Raw genomic sequence first — 20390 nt, 5'->3', positions numbered from 1 at the left:
TGTAACACTTCTTAGACTTCGCCGCGGCAGATGGCGACAGTATCTTCAATCAGCCGGCGCGCCACCGTGCCCGGCGGTGGCAACATCGGCAGCGCGTCGTAGCGATACCAGCCAGCGTCCAGCAGCTCTTTATTATCGATTTGCAAATCGCCGCCGTCATAATCCGCCATAAACGCCATCATCAGCGAATGAGGGAACGGCCAGGGTTGCGAGGTCACATAGCGCAGATTCCGGACGCGGACATTGCTCTCCTCCATCACCTCGCGCGCGACCGCCTGCTCCAGCGTCTCGCCCACTTCGACAAATCCCGCCAGCACGGTGTAGATGCTGTTGCGATGACGCGCATGGTTCGCCAGTAATATCTCGTCGCCGCGCCGGATGGCGACAATAATGCAGGGCGCGATTTGCGGATAGTAACGTTCACGGCAGTGCCCGCACAGGCAGGCGTTTTCATGTCGGCTCAGATGCATTTCGTGGCCGCAGTAGCCGCAGAAACGATGGGAGCGGTAAAACTCCGCCAGCTGCACGGCGCGCCCGGCAAGCTGAAACAGCCCCGCCTCTTCATCGATCAGCTGGCGTACCGAGAACATATCGCGATCGCGATTTTCACACACCAGCCATACCGTTTCGCCTTGCCACTCGCCGACAGGCTGCGCTTTGCTTCCTGTTAACTTAAACGTAGCGGCGCTGCCGTGCGGCAGATCGCCCTGCGGCAACCAAAGTTTCTGTTCATGGCTGACAATCCACCATCCAGCGTCTACGCTTGAGATCTCACGTTGCATATAATCGTCATCCTTAGCGTCGTAATTGATACGCTGAAGTCCTGATGTTAAGTGTGTAGACAAACAACTATACCCTAAATCGTTCAGCTTGCAGGCGGCCTGGCGCCAGCCGAAGCATCAACGGTAGAGGGATTTTATTTACATGGAGTCAGAAATGCTTAACCAGTTAAATGTCCTGACCGAGCGCGTAGGTGGCAGTAACGAACTGGTGGATTCGTGGCTGGACGCCCGTCGCCAGCTGTTGGTTTCTTATTACCATCTGGTTGGACTAAAGCCTAACAAAGAAGCGCTAACGACTTTAGATGAGCAGGCGCTCGACAACTTTTGTCACGGCCTGGTTGACTACCTTTCCGCCGGTCACTTCAGCATGTATGAACGCATCATCAATGAGATGGAAGGCGACAGCCCGATGATTGCCGCCGCGCAGGTTTATCCTCCGCTGGAAGCCAATACCGAACGTTTGATGCAGCTCTATGACGGCCATCTGCAGCAGTCGATTGACGATGACAACTGTGTCGATTTTCAGCTGGCACTGTCAGAAGTAGGCGAAGTGCTGGAAGCGCGCTTCACGCTGGAAGATAAGCTGATCCAGCTTGCCTGGGACAACAGCCTGATACGCGCTCCGGTAGCGAATGACAGCAGCCAGCTGTCGCGCCCGGCTTAAGGTTAATCAGTTGTAAAGTCCTTGTTATTCTGTAAAAGCCCTTTTATGCTGAACGGGTTTTCGACGATAACGTTGAAAACCCGTTTTTGTTTTTTGAGCTACTCACTGTTTGCAATGTAGCCAACGTAAACGAGATTTCTGGCGTCGTGCGTGCCGCCCTGTCGTGAAAGGGCAAGCGTAACAGCCAGAAAACCGTTTACCTATCTTGTCGGAGTGCCCGCAAGGGCTGAGACCGTTAATTCGGGATCCGCGGAACCTGATCAGGTTAGAACCTGCGAAGGGAACAAGAGTAAACATCATCAGTACGCTGGCGTTTTCCGCCTGCCGTTTCTGTTACTCCTTCCGAACTCCGGACAAGCAACGTTCCCCTTTCAACAGGAAAATTGCTATGTCTATGACCAAAAACACCCGTCGTGAACAGCGTGCTCAGGCGCAGGCGTTTATCAATGCGCTTCAGGGCGGCGTCGCCTTTCCCAACTCGAAACGTATCTGGATCCAGGGTAGCCGGGACGATATTCGCGTACCGATGCGGGAGATTCAGCTCAGCCCGACGCTGCTCGGCGGCGATAAACACCATTCGCGCTATGAAGAGAATGAGGCGGTACCGGTATACGATACCGCTGGTCCCTATGGCGATCCCGATGCCGTTATCGACGTTCAGCGCGGCCTGGCGAAGCTGCGTGCCGACTGGATTGCCGCGCGCGACGATAGCGAAACGCTGAAGCACACCAGCTCGCGCTATACGCAGCAGCGTCTGGCAGACGACGGGCTCGATCATTTGCGTTTCGATCAGCTGCCGCAGCCCCGGCGTGCGAAAGCGGGACGTCGTGTCACCCAGCTCCACTACGCGCGCCAGGGCATTATCACGCCGGAAATGGAGTTTATCGCGCTGCGCGAGAACATGGGCCGCGAGCGCATTGTCAGCGACGTGCTGCGACAGCAGCACGCTGGTCATAGCTTCGGCGCGCAGCTGCCGGAAAACATCACCCCCGAGTTTGTGCGCCAGGAAGTGGCCGCCGGCCGCGCCATTATTCCCGCGAACATTAACCATCCTGAATCGGAGCCGATGATTATCGGCCGCAACTTCCTGGTGAAGGTTAACGCCAACATCGGCAACTCGGCGGTGACCTCCTCTATCGAGGAGGAGGTAGAGAAACTGGTCTGGTCGACGCGCTGGGGCGCCGATACCGTTATGGATCTCTCTACTGGCCGCTATATTCATGAAACGCGCGAGTGGATCCTGCGAAATAGCCCGGTGCCCATCGGGACGGTGCCGATTTATCAGGCGCTGGAGAAGGTAAACGGCGTCGCCGAAAACCTCGACTGGGCGGTGTTTCGCGACACGCTGCTGGAGCAGGCAGAGCAAGGCGTCGACTACTTCACCATCCACGCCGGCGTACTGCTGCGCTATGTGCCGATGACGGCAAAGCGGCTGACCGGTATAGTCTCGCGCGGCGGGTCGATTATGGCGAAATGGTGCCTGTCGCATCACCGCGAAAGCTTCCTTTACGAACACTTTCGCGAGATTTGCGAAATCTGCGCCGCCTACGACGTTTCACTGTCGCTTGGCGACGGCCTGCGTCCCGGCTCGATTCAGGACGCCAACGACGAGGCGCAGTTTGCTGAACTGCATACGCTGGGCGAGCTGACGAAGATCGCCTGGGAATATGACGTCCAGGTGATGATCGAGGGCCCCGGCCATATTCCTATGCAGATGATCCGCCGCAATATGACCGAGCAGCTGGAGCACTGCCACGAAGCGCCTTTCTATACGCTCGGTCCGCTGACTACCGATATCGCGCCCGGCTACGATCACTTTACCTCCGGCATCGGGGCCGCCATGATCGGCTGGTTCGGCTGCGCGATGCTCTGCTATGTCACCCCCAAAGAGCATCTTGGTCTGCCGAATAAAGAGGACGTCAAGCAGGGCCTTATCACCTATAAGATTGCCGCCCATGCTGCGGATCTGGCGAAGGGCCACCCCGGCGCGCAGATCCGTGATAACGCCATGTCCAAAGCACGTTTTGAATTCCGCTGGGAGGATCAGTTCAATCTGGCGCTCGATCCCCATACCGCACGCGCCTATCACGACGAAACCCTGCCGCAGGAATCGGGCAAAGTGGCCCACTTCTGCTCGATGTGCGGGCCAAAATTCTGCTCGATGAAAATCAGCCAGGAAGTGCGCGACTATGCGGAAAAGCAGGAAAACGAGGCGCAGCCAATCGAAATCGGCATGCAGCGGATGTCGGAAACCTTTCGCCGCCGCGGCGGCGAACTTTATCACTCAGCCGATGCGCTGAACGAGGAGAAACCATGAACGCCCCTTTTCCCGCCACGGCGCCGCGCTTAGGGCTTTATCCGGTGGTCGACAGCGTCGAGTGGATTGCGCGCCTGCTGGAGGCTGGGGTGCGCACGATCCAGCTGCGCATCAAAGATCAACAGGATGAGGCAGTAGAGCCTGCGATCGTGGAGGCGATTGCACTCGGCAAGCGTTATCAGGCGCGTCTGTTTATCAATGACTACTGGCGGCTGGCGATTAAACATCACGCCTATGGCGTGCATCTTGGTCAGGAAGATCTGGACGTCGCTAACCTGAACGCCATTCGTGAAGCGGGCCTGCGACTGGGCGTTTCGACCCACGATGACGCCGAACTGGATCGCGCGCTGGCGATACGCCCCTCCTATATCGCGCTGGGGCATATCTTTCCCACCCAGACCAAGGCGATGCCGTCCGAGCCGCAAGGGCTGTCTGAACTTCAGCGGCACATCGCGCGGCTTAAGGGTGTTTCTACCGTGGCGATTGGCGGCATCAGCATTGCGCGTGCGCCGGCGGTGCTGGCGACCGGCGTCGGCAGTATTGCCGTCGTCAGCGCCATTACGCAGGCGCCAGACTGGCGCGCCGCAACGCAGAGGTTGCTGACGCTGGCGGAACCGCAGCCAGAGGCTTAAACCTGAATGCGTCTCGCAAAAGACGCCTGGTTTCTGCAACAGCAGTAAAAAAGCTGGAAGAGGGCGCGCAGCGATATTCTTTCTCTCTCGCGCCGTTTTTCTGTTTCGCTACAGTGGCTGTCGCCGGGCAATGTTGCCTGGCCAGGGCCGGACCTCCCCTCACCCTCTCTGGCCCTGCCCTCTGCTACTTAGTCAGGAGGATCTCATGCTGCTGCAAGGAGTGTGGCGAATCTTCGCCCGCGCAGGCGGCTATCGCGCGCTCGACGGCCTCGCCCACTTTTGCCAGCGCCTGCTCGACGCGATCGTCCAGCGTTACCGCAAAGCTCAACCGCAAACAGTTGCGGTATTTACCCGACGCAGAAAAAAGCGATCCGACCGCTATCTGGATATGAGAATCGCGCAGCTCGCGGTTAAGCCGCACGGCGTCAAAGGCTTCCGGCAGTTCGACCCACATCATAAAGCCGCCCTGCGGACGAGAAACGCAGATGCCGCATGGAAAATAGTGGCGCACCCAGCAGCTAAAGCTGTCGTAGTTGCGCTGATAAAACTGACGCATACGCCGCAAATGCGGCTGGTAGTAACCCTGACGAATAAACTCCGCCATCGCATGCTGCGCCAGGGTATTGCTCGAACCCGTAGCGATATATTTCATATGCAGCACGCGATCGCGATATCGTCCCGGCGCAACCCAACCGGTGCGCAGACCGGGCGCGACCGTTTTCGAAAAAGAGCTGCACAGCAATACCCGGCCGTCTACGTCCAGCGATTTCAGCGTGGCGGGTCGCGGATACTCCCAGGCCAGCTCGTCGTAGACATCATCCTCAATGACCGCCACGTCAAAACGCTGCGCCAGTGTCAACAGCGCACGCTTACGTGCTTCCGGCATAATAAAGCCCAGCGGATTATTGCAGTTAGGCACGACCATGACCGCTTTGATTGGCCACTGCTCAAACGCCAGTTCAAGCGCCTCCAGACTAATGCCGGTGACCGAATCGGTTGGGATTTCAATCGCCCGAATGCCGAAGCCGCGCAGAGTCTGCATGATGCCGTGAAACGATGGCGACTCTACCGCGATGATATCGCCCGGCTCGCATATCGCACGAATCGAAACCGACAGCGCCTCATGGCAGCCAGTGGTAATGACGATATCGTCAGCCGACAGCTGGCAGCCGCTGTCGATCGCCAGGCGCGCCACCTGTTCGCGCAGGCTGGTTACGCCGTAAAGATTGTCGTAGCTGAGAAGCTGCGTTTCCTGCCGCTGCGCCTGACGGCTGAGGATTTCCACAAGGGTTTAAGGGTGGGCTGAGAGAGATTCGGCATGCCGCTACCCAGCTGGAGCATGTCCCTTTCCAGGCGACTCTCGAGCAGATCCAGCACCGACTCCCACTGCGTGATCTCTACCGGACGCTGCACCGGACGCGTCAGCGCCGGCACCGGCGGCGCGGCCTTACGCGTCGAAACAAAATAGCCGGAGCGCGGCTGCGGCGTAATCAGCTGTTTCTCCTCCAGCACATGATACGCCTGCTGCACGGTGCTGATGCTAACGCCATGCTCAAGGCTCAGACTACGCACTGACGGCAGCTTCTCGCCGCTGCGGTAAAGCCCCTGCTCAATACGCTGCGCCAGATGCATTGCCAGCTGCTGATAACGCGTCATGTCCGGCTCCCTTCAAATGAAAGAGTAGAAAACAGTACAGATGAGCCATTTTTTTACCATTCAGACGCCGCTTACGGCAATCTGTATGTTAAATAAAATCGAATTTTGCGTCTGTATCCTTTCCCTCCTCAGGAAGACACTATTCCTCAGTTCACCTGATGAGGAAAGGAAAATGGGATATGAAGAAAACTGTGCGGCAAAACCTTTCTCGGTCACGCCCTGGTCGCTGGTGCGCGCCATTGTGCGCAGCCTGCGAGCGCTCCACCAGCAGCGTAAGACTCGCCTGATCCTGTTACAGCTGAGCGATGCGCAGCTAAAAGATATTGGCCTCACGCGTGGTGATATTGAGCATGAACGAAGGTAGCTAAACTAAAGATTCATAAGGCGCGAGAAGCGCGGTTAAAAAATCGATGACCGTTTGCGTGCGTCTGGGTGTCAGTCGGCGCTCAAGACGCAGCACCCACATATTTACCCTCTCGGTGCGCCACGCTTTTAATATTTCGACCACGGCGCCGCTGGCAAAATCAGACGCGCCAAGCCACGAAGGTGCCCAGCCAATGCCGCAGCCAGCGCGCACCATCTGCCATGCCGCCTGCCCGTCGTCAAAAAGATAGCGTGAGGCGGGTTCCCAGCGCACCGCTTTGCCATCTTCGGGCGAATTAAAACGCCAGGCGTCCGCCCGTCCTTTATTGAGATTCCAGAAACCGATCTGGGAATGTGAGCTGAGATCGAAAGGCGTGCAGGGCTCGCCGTGTTGCCTGAGATAATCTGGCGTCGCGCAGGCGACCCAGGGAAAACTAAACAGCTTGCGGGCAGAATGGCCTGGCCAGGCTTCCAGCGCGCCGGAACGAATCACAAAATCAAAGCCGCCACTGGCTAAATCCACCATCGCGTCGCTGAAATGCATCTCCAGTGAGATTTCAGGATGAGCAGCAAGAAAGGCTGGTAACGCAGGCATGATACAGGCGCGTCCAAAAGAGGACGGAACCGAGATGCGCACCCGGCCCGCAGCGCCCTCGCTCTCAATACCGCTAAGGGCATTCTCTACCTGATTAACCTCTTCGAGCAGTCCGCGTGCCAGCATCAGCATTCTCTCGCCTTCCCCGGTCAGCGACAGGGCATGCGTTGTTCGGTGCAGAAGACGTACGCCATGCTGACTCTCGAACCGGCTCAACGCTTTGGATACGGCCGACGTGGTTGTGCCGGCGCGGCGTGCAGCTTCGGCGAAAGATCCTGCTTCAACGATACGCGCGAACCAGAGTAGCTGCGTGAGACTGGATGAAAAGATTGGTGTTGCCATCAGGTCAATATCTCCTTGCTGCGCCGCAGCCTACAAGCGCCTTGTTTCGGCTGATAACGTTGAGCTTCTTAAAGGAGATCATCATATGAAATTTTTAGTTTTACTCACACCCGTCGCCGGGCGCGAACCGGCGGAGTTTAAACCTTATGCGGTTGCAGAGATGCAGGCGGTATGGAATGACTATAAAGCTGGCACGCTGCGGGAGATCTATTTCTCTTCCAGTCCATTGATTATCAGCGTGATTTACGAAACCTCGTCCCGTGACGAACTGCAACAGTCTGTCGCGCGTCTTCCTATGGTCGAAGTCGGTTTGCTCTCTTTTCAACTTATTGAACTGGGCCCAATGCACAGCTTCGAGGTGCTGTTCGCACCTGCTGCTGCGTAAAAATTTCAGGCGCTTTTATTGCCCTGACGTCACTGCCTCTCAGGACGATTCTAAACAGGCTGCCCTTAATTCATCCGATCCGCTCTTTTGCGCCCATAAAAAAACCCTGCCGAAGCAGGGTTTTTATTAAGCGAAGAACGGTTAGTCGTTATCGCTGCCGCCGAGACCGGCGTTCAACAGTTCAGCCAGGCTTGCAGAGGCTTCATCCGCAGTAACCTGCGGAGCAACCGGCGCTTCGCCCGCCTGACGGCGACGCATACGATCCTGATGGTAAGCGTAACCGGTACCGGCCGGGATCAGACGACCCACGATAACGTTCTCTTTCAGACCGCGCAGTTCGTCGCGCTTGCCTGCAACAGCGGCTTCGGTCAGGACACGAGTCGTCTCCTGGAACGAGGCTGCTGAGATGAACGATTCGGTTGCCAGCGACGCTTTGGTGATACCCAGCAGATCGCGCATATAGGTTGCGCCAATTTTGCCGTTCGCTTCCAGATCGCGGTTAGAGATCTTGATGCGAGAGACTTCTGCCTGCTCACCTTCCAGGAAGTCGGTGCTTCCCGCGCTCATGATGGTTGCTTTACGCAGCATCTGGCGAACGATGACTTCAATGTGCTTATCGTTAATCTTAACGCCCTGCAGGCGGTAAACTTCCTGCACTTCGTTAGTGATGTAACGGGTCACAGCATGGACGCCACGCAGACGCAGAATGTCGTGCGGAGATTCCGGACCGTCGGAAACCACGTCACCACGTTCTACGCGCTCACCTTCAAACACGTTGAGCTGACGCCATTTCGGAATCATCTCTTCGTAAGGCTCGCTGCCATCAACCGGCGTGATCACCAGACGACGTTTACCTTTGGTCTCTTTACCGAAGGAGATGATGCCGCTGATCTCCGCCAGGATTGCTGGCTCTTTCGGACGACGCGCTTCGAACAGGTCAGCAACGCGCGGCAGACCACCGGTAATATCCTTGGTACCGCCAGATTCCTGAGGCACACGCGCCAGGGTATCACCAGAGCTGATTTTCTTACCGTCTTCCAGCTGAACGATCGCTTTGCCCGGCAGGAAGTACTGAGCCGGCATGTCGGTGCCCGGGATCAGAACATCTTCGCCCTGCTCATCGACGATTTTCAGCGCCGGACGCAGGTCTTTACCGCCTGAAGTACGCTCAGCGGTATCCAGAACCACCAGCGAAGAGAGACCCGTCAGTTCGTCCGTCTGACGCGTGATGGTCTGACCATCAATCATGTCAGTAAAACGAATATAGCCGCTTACTTCGGTGATAACCGGCATGGTGTGCGGATCCCAGTTTGCTACGGTTTCGCCCGCTGCAACCTGCTCGCCGTCGCCTTTCGCCATGATCGCGCCGTAAGGGACTTTATAGCTCTCTTTAGTACGGCCAAACTCATCGATCATTTTCAGTTCGACGTTACGTGAAGTAATAACCAGTTTGCCAGCGGAGTTGGTTACCGACTTAGCGTTGGTCAGTTTGATAGTACCTTTGTTCTTCACCTGAATGCTGGATTCTGCTGCCGCACGCGATGCCGCACCACCGATGTGGAACGTACGCATGGTCAGCTGTGTACCCGGCTCACCGATGGACTGTGCCGCGATAACACCGATCGCTTCACCTTTGTTGATGATGTGACCACGCGCCAGGTCGCGACCGTAGCAGTGGGCGCACACACCAAAATCGGTTTCACAACTTACAACAGAGCGAACTTTGATGGTGTCGACAGAGTTCTGTTCAACCACATCACACCAGTGCTCATCCAGCAGCGTATTACGCGGAACCAGGATGTCAGCGGTGCCCGGCTTCAGCACATCTTCAGCGGTCACACGGCCAAGCACGCGCTCACGCAGCGGTTCTTTAACGTCGCCGCCTTCGATAACCGGCGTCATCATGATGCCTTCGAAGGTGCCGCAGTCATCTTCTGTTACGACCAGGTCCTGAGCAACGTCAACCAGACGACGCGTCAGATAACCGGAGTTCGCCGTTTTCAGTGCGGTATCCGCCAGACCTTTACGCGCACCGTGGGTCGAGATGAAGTACTGGAGTACGTTCAGACCTTCACGGAAGTTCGCCGTAATCGGCGTCTCGATGATGGAGCCATCCGGCTTCGCCATCAGACCACGCATACCAGCCAGCTGACGAATCTGTGCCGCAGAACCACGCGCACCAGAGTCGGCCATCATAAAGATGCTGTTAAAGGAAACCTGTTTCTCTTCTTCGCCGTCACGGTTAATCACGGTCTCAGTTGAGAGGTTTTCCATCATCGCCTTCGCTACGCGCTCGTTCGCCGCAGCCCAGATATCGATGACTTTGTTGTAACGCTCGCCCGCGGTAACCAGACCAGACTGGAACTGCTCCTGGATCTCAGCCACTTCCGCTTCCGCTTCGGTGATGATTTCCACTTTCTTCTCTGGGATAACCATGTCGTCGATGCCGACAGACGCGCCTGAACGGGCTGCGTAAGCGAAACCGGTGTACATGGTCTGGTCAGCAAAGATAACGGTCGGCTTCAGGCCCAAAATGCGGTAACAGGTGTTCAGCATTTTGGAGATAGCTTTTTTGCCCAGCGCCTGGTTAACGATAGAGAACGGCAGACCTTTTGGCACGATCATCCACAGGATGGCGCGGCCAATGGTGGTGTCAATGATGCTGGTTTTAGCAACCCACTCATCCTGCTCGTTTTTCTCGTGTTCGGTAATACGTACCTTAACGCGAGCGTGCAGCGATGCGAGGCCAGCGCGATAAACACGCTCAGCTTCTTTCGGGCCGGTCAGCACCATGCCTTCGCCTTTGGCGTTAACACAGTCACGGGTCATATAGTACAGACCCAGTACAACGTCCTGAGACGGAACGATGATTGGTTCGCCGTTCGCCGGAGACAGAATGTTGTTGGTAGACATCATCAGCGCACGCGCTTCCAGCTGGGCTTCCAGCGTCAGCGGTACGTGAACAGCCATCTGGTCACCATCGAAGTCGGCGTTATAGGCCGCACACACCAGCGGGTGCAGCTGGATCGCTTTACCTTCGATCAGAACCGGTTCAAACGCCTGGATACCCAGACGGTGCAGCGTCGGCGCACGGTTCAGCAGAACCGGGTGTTCGCGGATAACTTCATCCAGGATATCCCAGACAACCGCTTCTTCGCGCTCAACCATTTTCTTCGCGGCTTTGATGGTGGTGGCCAGGCCACGCAGCTCCAGCTTGCCGTAGATAAAGGGTTTGAACAGCTCCAGCGCCATTTTCTTCGGCAGGCCGCACTGATGCAGACGCAGGTATGGACCTACGGTGATAACAGAACGACCGGAGTAGTCAACGCGCTTACCGAGCAGGTTCTGACGGAAACGACCCTGCTTACCTTTGATCATATCGGCCAAAGATTTCAGCGGACGCTTGTTGGAACCGGTGATCGCACGACCGCGACGACCATTATCCAGCAGGGCGTCGACCGCTTCCTGCAGCATACGTTTTTCGTTGCGTACGATGATATCCGGCGCAGCCAGATCCAGCAGACGCTTCAGACGGTTGTTACGGTTGATAACGCGACGATACAGATCGTTCAGATCCGACGTTGCGAAACGGCCGCCGTCCAGCGGAACCAGCGGGCGCAGATCCGGCGGCAGCACCGGCAGCACGGTCAGGATCATCCACTCCGGCTTGTTGCCGGACTGTACGAACGCTTCCAGCAGCTTGATGCGCTTGGTCAGCTTCTTACGCTTGGTCTCGGAGTTGGTTTCGTTCAGCTCTTCACGCAGCTGCTCGCACTCTTGCTCCAGATCCATATTTTTCAGCAGAGCCTGGATCGCTTCGGCGCCCATTTTCGCGTCGAATTCGTCGCCGAACTCTTCCAGCGCGTCAAGGTACTGCTCTTCGGTCAGAATCTGACGTTTTTCGAGGTTGGTCATGCCACCTTCGACAACAACGTAAGATTCGAAATAGAGCACGCGTTCGATATCGCGCAGCGGCATATCCAGCAGCAGGCCGATACGGGACGGCAGCGACTTCAGGAACCAGATGTGCGCGGTCGGAGAAGCCAGTTCGATGTGGCCCATGCGCTCACGGCGCACTTTGGTCTGGGTCACTTCGACGCCGCACTTCTCGCAGATCACACCGCGGTGTTTCAGGCGCTTGTACTTACCGCACAGGCACTCGTAATCTTTTACCGGTCCGAAAATACGGGCGCAGAAAAGACCATCACGCTCTGGCTTGAAGGTACGGTAGTTAATGGTTTCCGGCTTTTTCACTTCACCGAAAGACCAGGAACGGATCATGTCTGGCGAAGCCAGCGCAATTTTGATCGCATCAAACTCTTCGGTTTTAGTTTGCGCTTTCAGAAACTTAAGTAAGTCTTTCACGGATTAGCTCCCGTCGGAGTGGAACTCTCAGGGGCGCGCAGCCGAAACTGCGCGCCCCATAACCAGTACTTGCGAGTGCTTACTCGTCTTCCAGCTCGATGTTGATGCCCAGCGAGCGAATCTCTTTCAACAGTACGTTGAAGGATTCCGGCATGCCCGGTTCCATCTGATGGTTGCCGTCGACGATGTTTTTATACATCTTCGTACGACCGTTCACGTCATCAGACTTAACGGTAAGCATTTCCTGCAGGGTGTATGCCGCGCCGTATGCTTCCAGCGCCCACACTTCCATCTCACCGAAGCGCTGACCACCAAACTGTGCTTTACCACCCAGCGGCTGCTGAGTAACCAGGCTGTAAGAGCCGGTGGAACGCGCATGCATCTTGTCATCAACCAGGTGGTTGAGTTTCAGCATGTACATGTAGCCCACAGTAACCGGACGCTCGAACTGCTCGCCGGTACGGCCGTCAAACAGCGTGATCTGGCCGGAAGTCGGCAAATCGCCCAGCTGCAGCAGCTCTTTGATTTCGCTCTCTTTCGCACCGTCAAACACTGGCGTAGCGATCGGCATACCTTTTTTCAGGTTCTCAGCCAGACGCAACACTTCATCATCAGAGAAGGTGTTGAGGTCGACGCGCTGACGCACATCCGCGCCCAGGTCATAGGCACGCTGGATGAATTCGCGCAGTTTCGCGACTTCTTCCTGACGCTTCAGCATGGCGTTGATCTTGTCGCCGATACCTTTCGCCGCCATACCCAGATGCGTTTCCAGGATCTGACCGATGTTCATACGCGACGGTACGCCCAGCGGGTTCAGTACGATGTCGACCGGCGTGCCGTTCTCGTCGTAAGGCATATCTTCGATCGGGTTGATCTTAGAGATAACACCTTTGTTACCGTGACGGCCTGCCATCTTGTCGCCAGGCTGAATCTGACGTTTAACGGCCAGGTAGACTTTGACGATTTTCAGCACGCCCGGCGCGAGATCGTCGCCCTGGGTGATCTTACGACGCTTGGCTTCGAGTTTCTTCTCAAACTCGTGCTTCAGTTCGTCGTACTGCTCAGCCAGCTGCTCCAGCGCATTCTGCTTCTCTTCGTCGGTCAGGCCCAGCTCCAGCCAGCGCTCACGCGGCAGCTTGTCGAGCTTGTCGGCTTCAACGCCGCCGGAGATCAGCACCGCCTGGATACGGCCGAACAGGCCCGCTTCGAGGATCTGCAGTTCTTCAGACAGGTCTTTCTTCGCCTGCTTCAGCTGCATCTCTTCGATTTCCAGCGCACGCTTGTCTTTTTCCACGCCATCGCGGGTAAAGACCTGTACGTCGATAACCGTACCGGAAACGCCGTTCGGCACGCGCAGTGACGAATCTTTCACGTCAGACGCTTTTTCTCCGAAGATAGCGCGCAGCAGTTTCTCTTCCGGCGTCAGCTGGGTTTCACCTTTCGGCGTCACCTTGCCCACCAGAATGTCGCCGCCGGTCACTTCCGCACCGATATAAACGATGCCGGATTCATCCAGTTTAGAGAGCGCAGCTTCACCCACGTTCGGGATATCAGCGGTGATCTCTTCTGGCCCCAGCTTGGTGTCACGAGACACACAGGCCAGTTCCTGAATATGGATGGTGGTGAAACGGTCTTCCTGAACCACACGCTCGGAAACGAGGATGGAGTCTTCGAAGTTGTAACCGTTCCACGGCATGAACGCGACGCGCATGTTCTGGCCAAGTGCCAGTTCGCCCAGGTCGGTTGACGGACCGTCAGCCAGCACGTCGCCGCGCTCGACCGGCTCGCCCAGCGACACACACGGCATCTGGTTGATGCAGGTGTTCTGGTTAGAACGGGTGTACTTAGTCAGGTTGTAGATGTCGATACCCGCTTCGCCCGGATACATCTCATCTTCGTTAACTTTGATAACGATACGAGAAGCATCAACGTACTGAACGGTACCGCCACGTTTCGCTACGGCGGTAACGCCAGAGTCGACCGCAACCGCGCGCTCCATACCGGTACCTACCAGCGGCTTGTCAGCGCGCAGAGTAGGAACAGCCTGACGTTGCATGTTCGCACCCATCAGGGCGCGGTTAGCATCATCGTGCTCCAGGAACGGGATCAGCGACGCACCGACGGAAACCACCTGCTGGGTGGAAACGTCCATGTAGTCAACCTGATCGCGGCTGAACAGGCTCGATTCGCCTTTGCTACGGCAGGTGACGAGATCATCAACAAAGTGACCTTCTTCATCCAGCTGGGCGTTCGCCTGAGCGATAACGTAGTTACCCTCTTCAATCGCAGAGAGGTAATGAATTTCATCAGAGACCACGCCGTCGATCACGCGACGATACGGGGTTTCCAGGAAACCGTACTCGTTAGTCTGTGCGTACACAGAAAGCGAGTTGATCAGACCGATGTTCGGACCTTCAGGGGTTTCGATTGGACATACGCGACCGTAGTGCGTCGGGTGTACGTCTCGAACTTCGAAGCCGGCGCGCTCACGCGTCAGACCGCCTGGGCCCAGTGCAGAGATACGACGTTTGTGCGTAATCTCAGACAGCGGGTTGTTCTGATCCATAAACTGTGACAGCTGGCTGGAGCCGAAGAACTCTTTCACCGCCGCCGAAATCGGCTTGGCGTTGATCATGTCCTGTGGCATCAGCGTATCGAGGTCGCCCAGGGACAGACGCTCTTTCACCGCGCGCTCTACGCGAACCAGGCCAACGCGGAACTGGTTTTCCGCCATTTCGCCGACTGAACGAATACGACGGTTGCCGAGGTGGTCGATATCGTCCACTTCGCCTTTACCGTTACGGATATCGATCAGCTTCTTCATCACGTCGATGATGTCTTCTTTGCTCAGAATGCCTGAGCCTTCGATCTCATCACGCAGCAGCGAACGGTTGAACTTCATGCGGCCAACAGCCGACAGATCGTAACGATCTTCTGAGAAGAACAGGTTCTCGAACAGGTTCTCGGCAGCTTCACGCGTCGGCGGCTCGCCAGGACGCATCATGCGGTAGATCTCAACCAGCGCGCTCAGGCGATCGTTGGTCGGGTCGACACGCAGGGTCTCAGAGATGTACGGGCCGTGATCCAGATCGTTGGTGAACAGCGTTTCGATACGCTTGTGACCTGCCTGGCTCAGCTTCGCCAGCAGATCCATGGAGAGTTCCATGTTAGCCGGAACGATCAGTTCGCCGGTGCTCTCGTCGATGTAATCTTTCGCGACCACTTTGCCCGCGATGTACTCAACCGGCACTTCGATGTGCTGAATGCCATCTTTTTCCAGCTGACGAATGTGGCGCGCAGTGATGCGACGACCTTTCTCAACGTAGACGTTGCCGTTAGCTTCGATGTCGAAAGAGGCGGTCTCGCCACGCAGGCGCTCAGGCACCAGCTCCATCTGCAGCTTGTTGTCGCGGATCTCGAACACCACTTTTTCGAAGAACAGGTCAAGGATCTGCTCAGAGGTGTAGTTCAGCGCGCGCAGAATGATACTGGCCGGCAGCTTACGACGGCGGTCGATACGTACGAACAGGTTGTCTTTCGGGTCGAACTCGAAGTCGAGCCATGAACCGCGATAAGGAATAATACGTGCGTTATAAAGCACTTTACCCGATGAGTGGGTTTTACCTTTATCGCTGTCGAAGAAGACGCCAGGACTACGATGCAGCTGAGAAACGATAACGCGTTCAGTACCGTTGATAACAAAGGTACCGTTGTCGGTCATGAGCGGGATTTCGCCCATGTACACTTCTTGTTCTTTAATGTCTTTTACGGTGCCTTCCGGCGCTTCGCGCTCGTAGATCACCAGACGCAGTTTGACGCGCAGCGGAGCAGAGAACGTCACGCCACGAATCTGACACTCTTTAACGTCAAAGACGGGTTCGCCCAGACGGTAGCTGACGTATTGCAGCTCGGAGTTACCGCTGTAACTCTGAATGGGGAAGACGGAACGGAAAGCTGCTTCCAGTCCGTACTGACCTTCCGAATCTTGCTCGATGAACTTCTGGAACGAGTCAAGCTGGATAGAAAGGAGATAAGGTATGTCCAGTACTTGCGGACGTTTACCAAAATCCTTACGAATACGTTTTTTCTCGGTATAGGAGTAAACCATAGGGTTCCTCAGCTAGCTGACAAGTCGACCCACGCTGTCCGTCCTGAAGGACAGTTCATGCAACACTATTTTGTTTGATTCATGCGACACAGAGGTCACATGCAATACATCTTTCTATCACTCTTAAATCATTTCATTGCATTAGCATGGGCAGGGAACCCGCGCAGGAAAGCAGTATATTAAGTCGTCGATAGAAAAAGATATTGAAGAGCAGCGATGGACAAACAGTGCGAAACCCCATCAAGGCTCTTGAGCGCAAAAAGGCTGGTGACCCAAAAGCCACCAGCCATCAGCCTGATATTACTCAGACTGCAACCCAAGGGTTGTCTTACTTAACTTCAACTTCTGCGCCAGCTTCTTTCAGAGCAGCTTCAAGTGCAGCTGCGTCGTCTTTGCTGATGCCTTCTTTGATCACGCCAGTTGCTTCAACCAGGTCTTTGGCTTCTTTCAGGCCCAGACCAGTTGCGCTACGAACGGCTTTGATTACAGCTACTTTGTTCGCGCCAGCAGATTTCAGAACGACGTCGAATTCAGTTTTCTCTTCAACAGCTTCAGCCGGGCCAGCAGCAACAGCTACAGCAGCAGCAGCAGAAACGCCGAATTTTTCTTCCATAGCAGAAACCAGCTCAACTACTTCCATTACGGACATAGCGGCAACGGCTTCCAGAATTTGATCTTTAGTGATAGACATGACAATTGTTCCTAAGAATCAGAAAAAGTTTATACGTTAGCAAGTGCGAAAGAAAAGAATCTGGCCTTAAGCCGCTTCTTTTGCATCGCGAACAGCAGCCAGAGTGCGGACCAGTTTGCCAGCAGCGGCTTCTTTCATGGTCGACATCAGACGTGCCAGTGCTTCTTCGTAAGTCGGCAGCGTTGCCAGACGGTCAATTTGTGCCGCCGGGATCAGCTCACCTTCAAAGGCTGCAGCTTTGACCTCAAATTTTGCATTCGCTTTCGCGAAATCTTTGAACAGACGAGCAGCAGCGCCCGGGTGTTCCATAGAATATGCAATCAGGGTCGGACCAACAAACGTGTCTTTCAGGCACTCGAACTGAGTACCTTCAACGACGCGGCGCAGCAGGGTGTTACGAACAACACGCATGTAAACGCCAGCTTCACGACCTGCTTTACGCAGTTCGGTCATTTTATCAACGGTAACGCCGCGAGAATCCGCAACAACCGCTGACAGCGCGCCTTTGGCTACTTCGCTGACTTCAGCAACAATCGCTTGTTTGTCTTGAAGATTTAATGCCATTAGCTTTTGCTCCTGGATTTTGGCCGGAGATGGATTTCTCCGGAACTCACTTCACTTACCGCCCCAAGGGAAAGTAAGCGCTAAAACACGGTGAGCAGAATCCAGTTCAGAAAAAATTCTTTTTGGCTCTGTCACCGTCTACGCAGGGGATTAAGCGTCACATCCGAGGATGGGCCGCGCCTGCGGTCTTGGACGGAGGCCAGGAAAGGCCTGGCTCCAACCTACCCCGCTGTTTCCGTCACTTCGCCGAAGCAAAAACGTCAGTCACAGCGGGATATAAATTCAGTGTCTGTTTTACCAGAACAACGGGCGTAAGATTCTAGGTGAATTTTTCGCCCGTTTCAAGCAGCAATTAGTTTGCTACTGCGTTCAGACCCGCCTGGTCGATGGCAATGCCAGCGCCCATGGTGGTAGACAGGCTGATTTTCTTGATGTAAACGCCTTTCGCCTGAGCAGGTTTTGCTTTTTTCAGCGCAACCAGCAGAGACTCCAGGTTTTCTTTCAGCTTGTCAGCGTCGAAGTCCACTTTACCGATGGTAGTGTGGATGATGCCGTTCTTGTCGTTACGGTAACGAACCTGACCAGCCTTCGCGTTTTTAACCGCTTCAGCAACGTTCGGGGTTACAGTACCGACTTTCGGGTTTGGCATCAGGCCGCGCGGGCCCAGAACCTGGCCTAACTGGCCAACAACGCGCATCGCATCCGGAGAAGCGATTACTACGTCAAAGTTCATTTCGCCTTTTTTGATCTGGTCAGCCAGATCTTCCATACCTACCAGCTCAGCGCCAGCTGCTTTAGCAGCTTCGGCGTTTGCGCCCTGGGTAAAGACAGCAACGCGTACTGAACGACCAGTACCGTGCGGCAGAACGGTCGCACCACGAACGTTCTGGTCAGATTTACGTGCGTCAATGCCGAGGTTAACGGCAACGTCCACGCTCTCTACAAACTTAGCGGTAGCCAGTTCTTTCAGCAGAGCAACAGCTTCAGTGACGTCGTACTGCTTGGTCGCATCAACTTTGTCACGGATCACGCGCATGCGCTTGGTCAGCTTAGCCATTTCTTAGTCCTCCACTACCAGGCCCATGGAACGAGCAGTACCTTCGATAGAGCGAGTCATCGCTTCTACGTCAGCACCAGTCATGTCCGCAGCTTTGGTTTCTGCGATTTCACGTACCTGAGCACGGGTTACTTTACCGACTTTATCTTTGTTCGGCTTACCAGAACCAGACTTGATGCCCGCTGCTTTTTTCAGCAGAACGGCGGCCGGCGGAGTTTTGGTAACGAAGGTGAAAGAACGGTCGCTGTATACGGTGATAACAACCGGAGTCGGCAGACCTTTCTCCAGGGATTCGGTTTTAGCGTTGAACGCCTTACAGAATTCCATGATGTTAACGCCTTGCTGACCCAGAGCCGGACCTACCGGTGGGCTCGGGTTAGCCATACCCGCTGCAACCTGCAGCTTGACGTAGGCTTGTACTTTCTTGGCCATGATTTTTCCTCAGTTGGGTATAACGCCTGAAAAACAGGCTCCCCGTGATAACAGTTCACACGCTGTTGCCAGCGCATAAAAACAAAAGGCGCGAAATTATAGTTAAATTTCGCGCCTGCTGCAAGAGTCAAAATGTGAACAAGGTGATTAACCTTTCTCCACCTGTCCGAAGTCCAGTTCGACCGGGGTTGCACGGCCAAAGATAGAAACGGAAACTTTCAGGCGGCTCTTCTCGTAATCCACCTCTTCGACCACGCCGTTGAAGTCGGCAAACGGACCGTCGTTGACGCGTACCATTTCGCCCGGTTCGAACAGCGTTTTCGGACGCGGCTTGTCACCCACCTGCTGCAGGCGGTTCATGATCGCATCCACTTCTTTATCGCTAATCGGCGCAGGACGGTCAGAAGTACCGCCGATGAAACCCATCACGCGCGGCACGCTGCGCACCAGGTGCCAGCTGGCGTCATTCATCACCATCTGTACCAGCACGTAGCCTGGGAAAAATTTGCGCTCGCTTTTACGACGCTGACCGCCGCGGATCTCTACCACTTCTTCAGTAGGAACCATGACGTCGCCGAAGAGCTCTTCCATGTTGTGCAATTTGATGTGCTCGCGCAGCGACTGTGCTACGCGGCCTTCAAAGCCGGAAAACGCCTGCACGACGTACCAGCGTTTTTTTGGAGCTTCAGACATCTCAGAACCTCAGGCCAGTGATAAACGATACCAGACGGACCAGAATACCATCCAGCCCCCACAAAATCAGTGACATCACGGCTGTAACCGCGGCAACGATTAACGTGGTATGCAGCGTTTCCTGGCGAGTCGGCCAAATGACCTTACGCATTTCAGTGCGTGCTTCACGTGCAAAAGCCACAGTTGCTTTGCCTTTGACCGTCAACAGCGCAATGCCGCCCGCAGCCGCAATCAGCACCACGACAGCCAGCGCGCGCAAAGGCAGCGTCACGTCGCGATAAATATAATTGCCTACGATGGCTATCAGCAGCAACGCAACAACAGCCAGCCACTTTATCGCTTCCAGGCCGCGCCCGCTCCCTTGAGCTTCGGTATTCGCACTCATAAACCAACCTGCCACAATAATTCAGAAACTATTTTGCCCCGCAAGGCGAGGCATCCAAACCGAATGAGCTTTTGGGCGTAACTCGGTATCCTACGCCGCGCAACAGAGCCTGTCTCAGCAATGATTATGATCGAAAATCACTGATGAGCCAGGTTCTATGTAACAGCGTGCAAAAAGGGCATCAAATGATGCCCTCTTCGTATGCATTGCGTCAAATATTATCGTAATTAAGCGATAACTTCAGCAACAACGCCTGCACCAACGGTACGGCCGCCTTCGCGAATTGCGAAGCGCAGACCCTGGTCCATCGCGATCGGATGGATCAGAGTAACGGTCATTTTGATGTTGTCGCCCGGCAT

General features: G+C 55.4%; 15 protein-coding genes, 2 pseudogenes and 1 riboswitch. Of the genes and pseudogenes, 5 read left to right on the top strand and 12 right to left on the bottom strand.

Going from position 1 to position 20390, the window contains the following annotated elements; all coding sequences use genetic code 11:
* Nucleotides 1–11: 11 nt before the first annotated feature.
* Nucleotides 12–782, bottom strand: coding sequence for an NAD(+) diphosphatase (nudC, locus tag EKL29_RS21485; protein WP_120458441.1), 771 nt, complete (start codon nucleotides 780–782; stop codon nucleotides 12–14).
* A gap of 154 nt (nucleotides 783–936) precedes the next feature.
* On the opposite strand from nudC, the gene rsd reads away from it, so the two are divergent.
* The 3 genes from rsd to thiE all read left to right on the top strand — a co-directional run bounded on the left by rsd (nucleotide 937) and on the right by thiE (nucleotide 4395).
* Entirely contained in the window at nucleotides 937–1446 is a 510-nt protein-coding gene (gene rsd, locus EKL29_RS21480; protein WP_120458440.1) for a sigma D regulator, read from the top strand.
* Between the two features lie 199 nt (nucleotides 1447–1645).
* Nucleotides 1646–1746, top strand: a riboswitch (TPP riboswitch).
* Between the two features lie 88 nt (nucleotides 1747–1834).
* Nucleotides 1835–3763 carry a phosphomethylpyrimidine synthase ThiC gene (thiC, locus tag EKL29_RS21475; protein ID WP_126690678.1) on the top strand — a complete coding sequence of 643 codons (1929 nt, stop codon included), beginning with the start codon at nucleotides 1835–1837 and terminating at the stop codon, nucleotides 3761–3763.
* Nucleotides 3760–4395: a thiamine phosphate synthase gene (gene thiE, locus EKL29_RS21470; RefSeq protein WP_126690676.1), complete on the top strand. Its 636-nt coding sequence runs from the start codon at nucleotides 3760–3762 to the stop codon at nucleotides 4393–4395. The genes thiC and thiE overlap by 4 nt, the downstream gene beginning before the upstream one ends.
* A gap of 184 nt (nucleotides 4396–4579) precedes the next feature.
* Here the strand turns inward: thiE and EKL29_RS21465 are convergent.
* Nucleotides 4580–6051: pseudogene (locus EKL29_RS21465) on the bottom strand (PLP-dependent aminotransferase family protein).
* 172 nt (nucleotides 6052–6223) lie between these two features.
* On the opposite strand from EKL29_RS21465, the gene EKL29_RS21460 reads away from it, so the two are divergent.
* Entirely contained in the window at nucleotides 6224–6415 is a 192-nt protein-coding gene (locus tag EKL29_RS21460) for a DUF1127 domain-containing protein (RefSeq protein ID WP_120458436.1), read from the top strand.
* On the opposite strand, the gene EKL29_RS21455 is transcribed toward EKL29_RS21460, so the two are convergent.
* Nucleotides 6416–7351: a LysR family transcriptional regulator gene (locus tag EKL29_RS21455; RefSeq protein WP_126690675.1), complete on the bottom strand. Its 936-nt coding sequence runs from the start codon at nucleotides 7349–7351 to the stop codon at nucleotides 6416–6418.
* A gap of 85 nt (nucleotides 7352–7436) precedes the next feature.
* Here EKL29_RS21455 and EKL29_RS21450 point away from each other — a divergent pair, with 85 nt between their 5' ends.
* Nucleotides 7437–7736 (top strand): hypothetical protein, encoded by a 300-nt coding sequence (locus EKL29_RS21450; RefSeq protein ID WP_126690674.1) that lies wholly within the window; start codon nucleotides 7437–7439, stop codon nucleotides 7734–7736.
* Nucleotides 7737–7877: 141 nt separating this feature from the next.
* Here the strand turns inward: EKL29_RS21450 and rpoC are convergent, their stop codons facing one another.
* The 9 genes and pseudogenes from rpoC to tuf all read right to left on the bottom strand — a co-directional run.
* Nucleotides 7878–12101 carry a DNA-directed RNA polymerase subunit beta' gene (gene rpoC / locus EKL29_RS21445; protein ID WP_120458433.1) on the bottom strand — a complete coding sequence of 1408 codons (4224 nt, stop codon included), beginning with the start codon at nucleotides 12099–12101 and terminating at the stop codon, nucleotides 7878–7880.
* A gap of 79 nt (nucleotides 12102–12180) precedes the next feature.
* On the bottom strand, nucleotides 12181–16209 hold the full coding sequence (rpoB, locus tag EKL29_RS21440) for a DNA-directed RNA polymerase subunit beta (RefSeq protein WP_120458432.1): 4029 nt from the start codon (nucleotides 16207–16209) through the stop codon (nucleotides 12181–12183).
* A gap of 328 nt (nucleotides 16210–16537) precedes the next feature.
* Nucleotides 16538–16900, bottom strand: coding sequence for a 50S ribosomal protein L7/L12 (gene rplL / locus EKL29_RS21435; RefSeq protein WP_033793155.1), 363 nt, complete (start codon nucleotides 16898–16900; stop codon nucleotides 16538–16540).
* A 66-nt stretch (nucleotides 16901–16966) separates the two neighbouring features.
* Nucleotides 16967–17464 carry a 50S ribosomal protein L10 gene (gene rplJ, locus EKL29_RS21430; protein ID WP_011091858.1) on the bottom strand — a complete coding sequence of 166 codons (498 nt, stop codon included), beginning with the start codon at nucleotides 17462–17464 and terminating at the stop codon, nucleotides 16967–16969.
* Nucleotides 17465–17816: 352 nt separating this feature from the next.
* Nucleotides 17817–18521 (bottom strand): 50S ribosomal protein L1, encoded by a 705-nt coding sequence (gene rplA, locus EKL29_RS21425; RefSeq protein WP_120458431.1) that lies wholly within the window; start codon nucleotides 18519–18521, stop codon nucleotides 17817–17819.
* A 3-nt stretch (nucleotides 18522–18524) separates the two neighbouring features.
* Nucleotides 18525–18953: a 50S ribosomal protein L11 gene (gene rplK / locus EKL29_RS21420; protein WP_013507401.1), complete on the bottom strand. Its 429-nt coding sequence runs from the start codon at nucleotides 18951–18953 to the stop codon at nucleotides 18525–18527.
* 147 nt (nucleotides 18954–19100) lie between these two features.
* Complete coding sequence (gene nusG / locus EKL29_RS21415; protein WP_012439920.1) at nucleotides 19101–19646, bottom strand: transcription termination/antitermination protein NusG; 546 nt, start codon at nucleotides 19644–19646, stop codon at nucleotides 19101–19103.
* Nucleotide 19647: 1 nt separating this feature from the next.
* The gene (gene secE, locus EKL29_RS21410) at nucleotides 19648–20031 is read right to left on the bottom strand and encodes a preprotein translocase subunit SecE (RefSeq protein ID WP_120458430.1); all 384 of its coding nucleotides are present in this window, start codon (nucleotides 20029–20031) and stop codon (nucleotides 19648–19650) included.
* A gap of 227 nt (nucleotides 20032–20258) precedes the next feature.
* Nucleotides 20259–20390: pseudogene (gene tuf / locus EKL29_RS21405) on the bottom strand (elongation factor Tu); the annotation flags it as partial.

It is taken from the genome of Pantoea sp. YU22 (genome assembly GCF_003970755.1).
GTDB classification, from domain to species: domain Bacteria; phylum Pseudomonadota; class Gammaproteobacteria; order Enterobacterales; family Enterobacteriaceae; genus Pantoea; species Pantoea piersonii.
The sequence above is the reverse complement of the archived record's forward strand: the minus strand, read 5'-3'. Positions and strand labels throughout refer to the sequence as shown.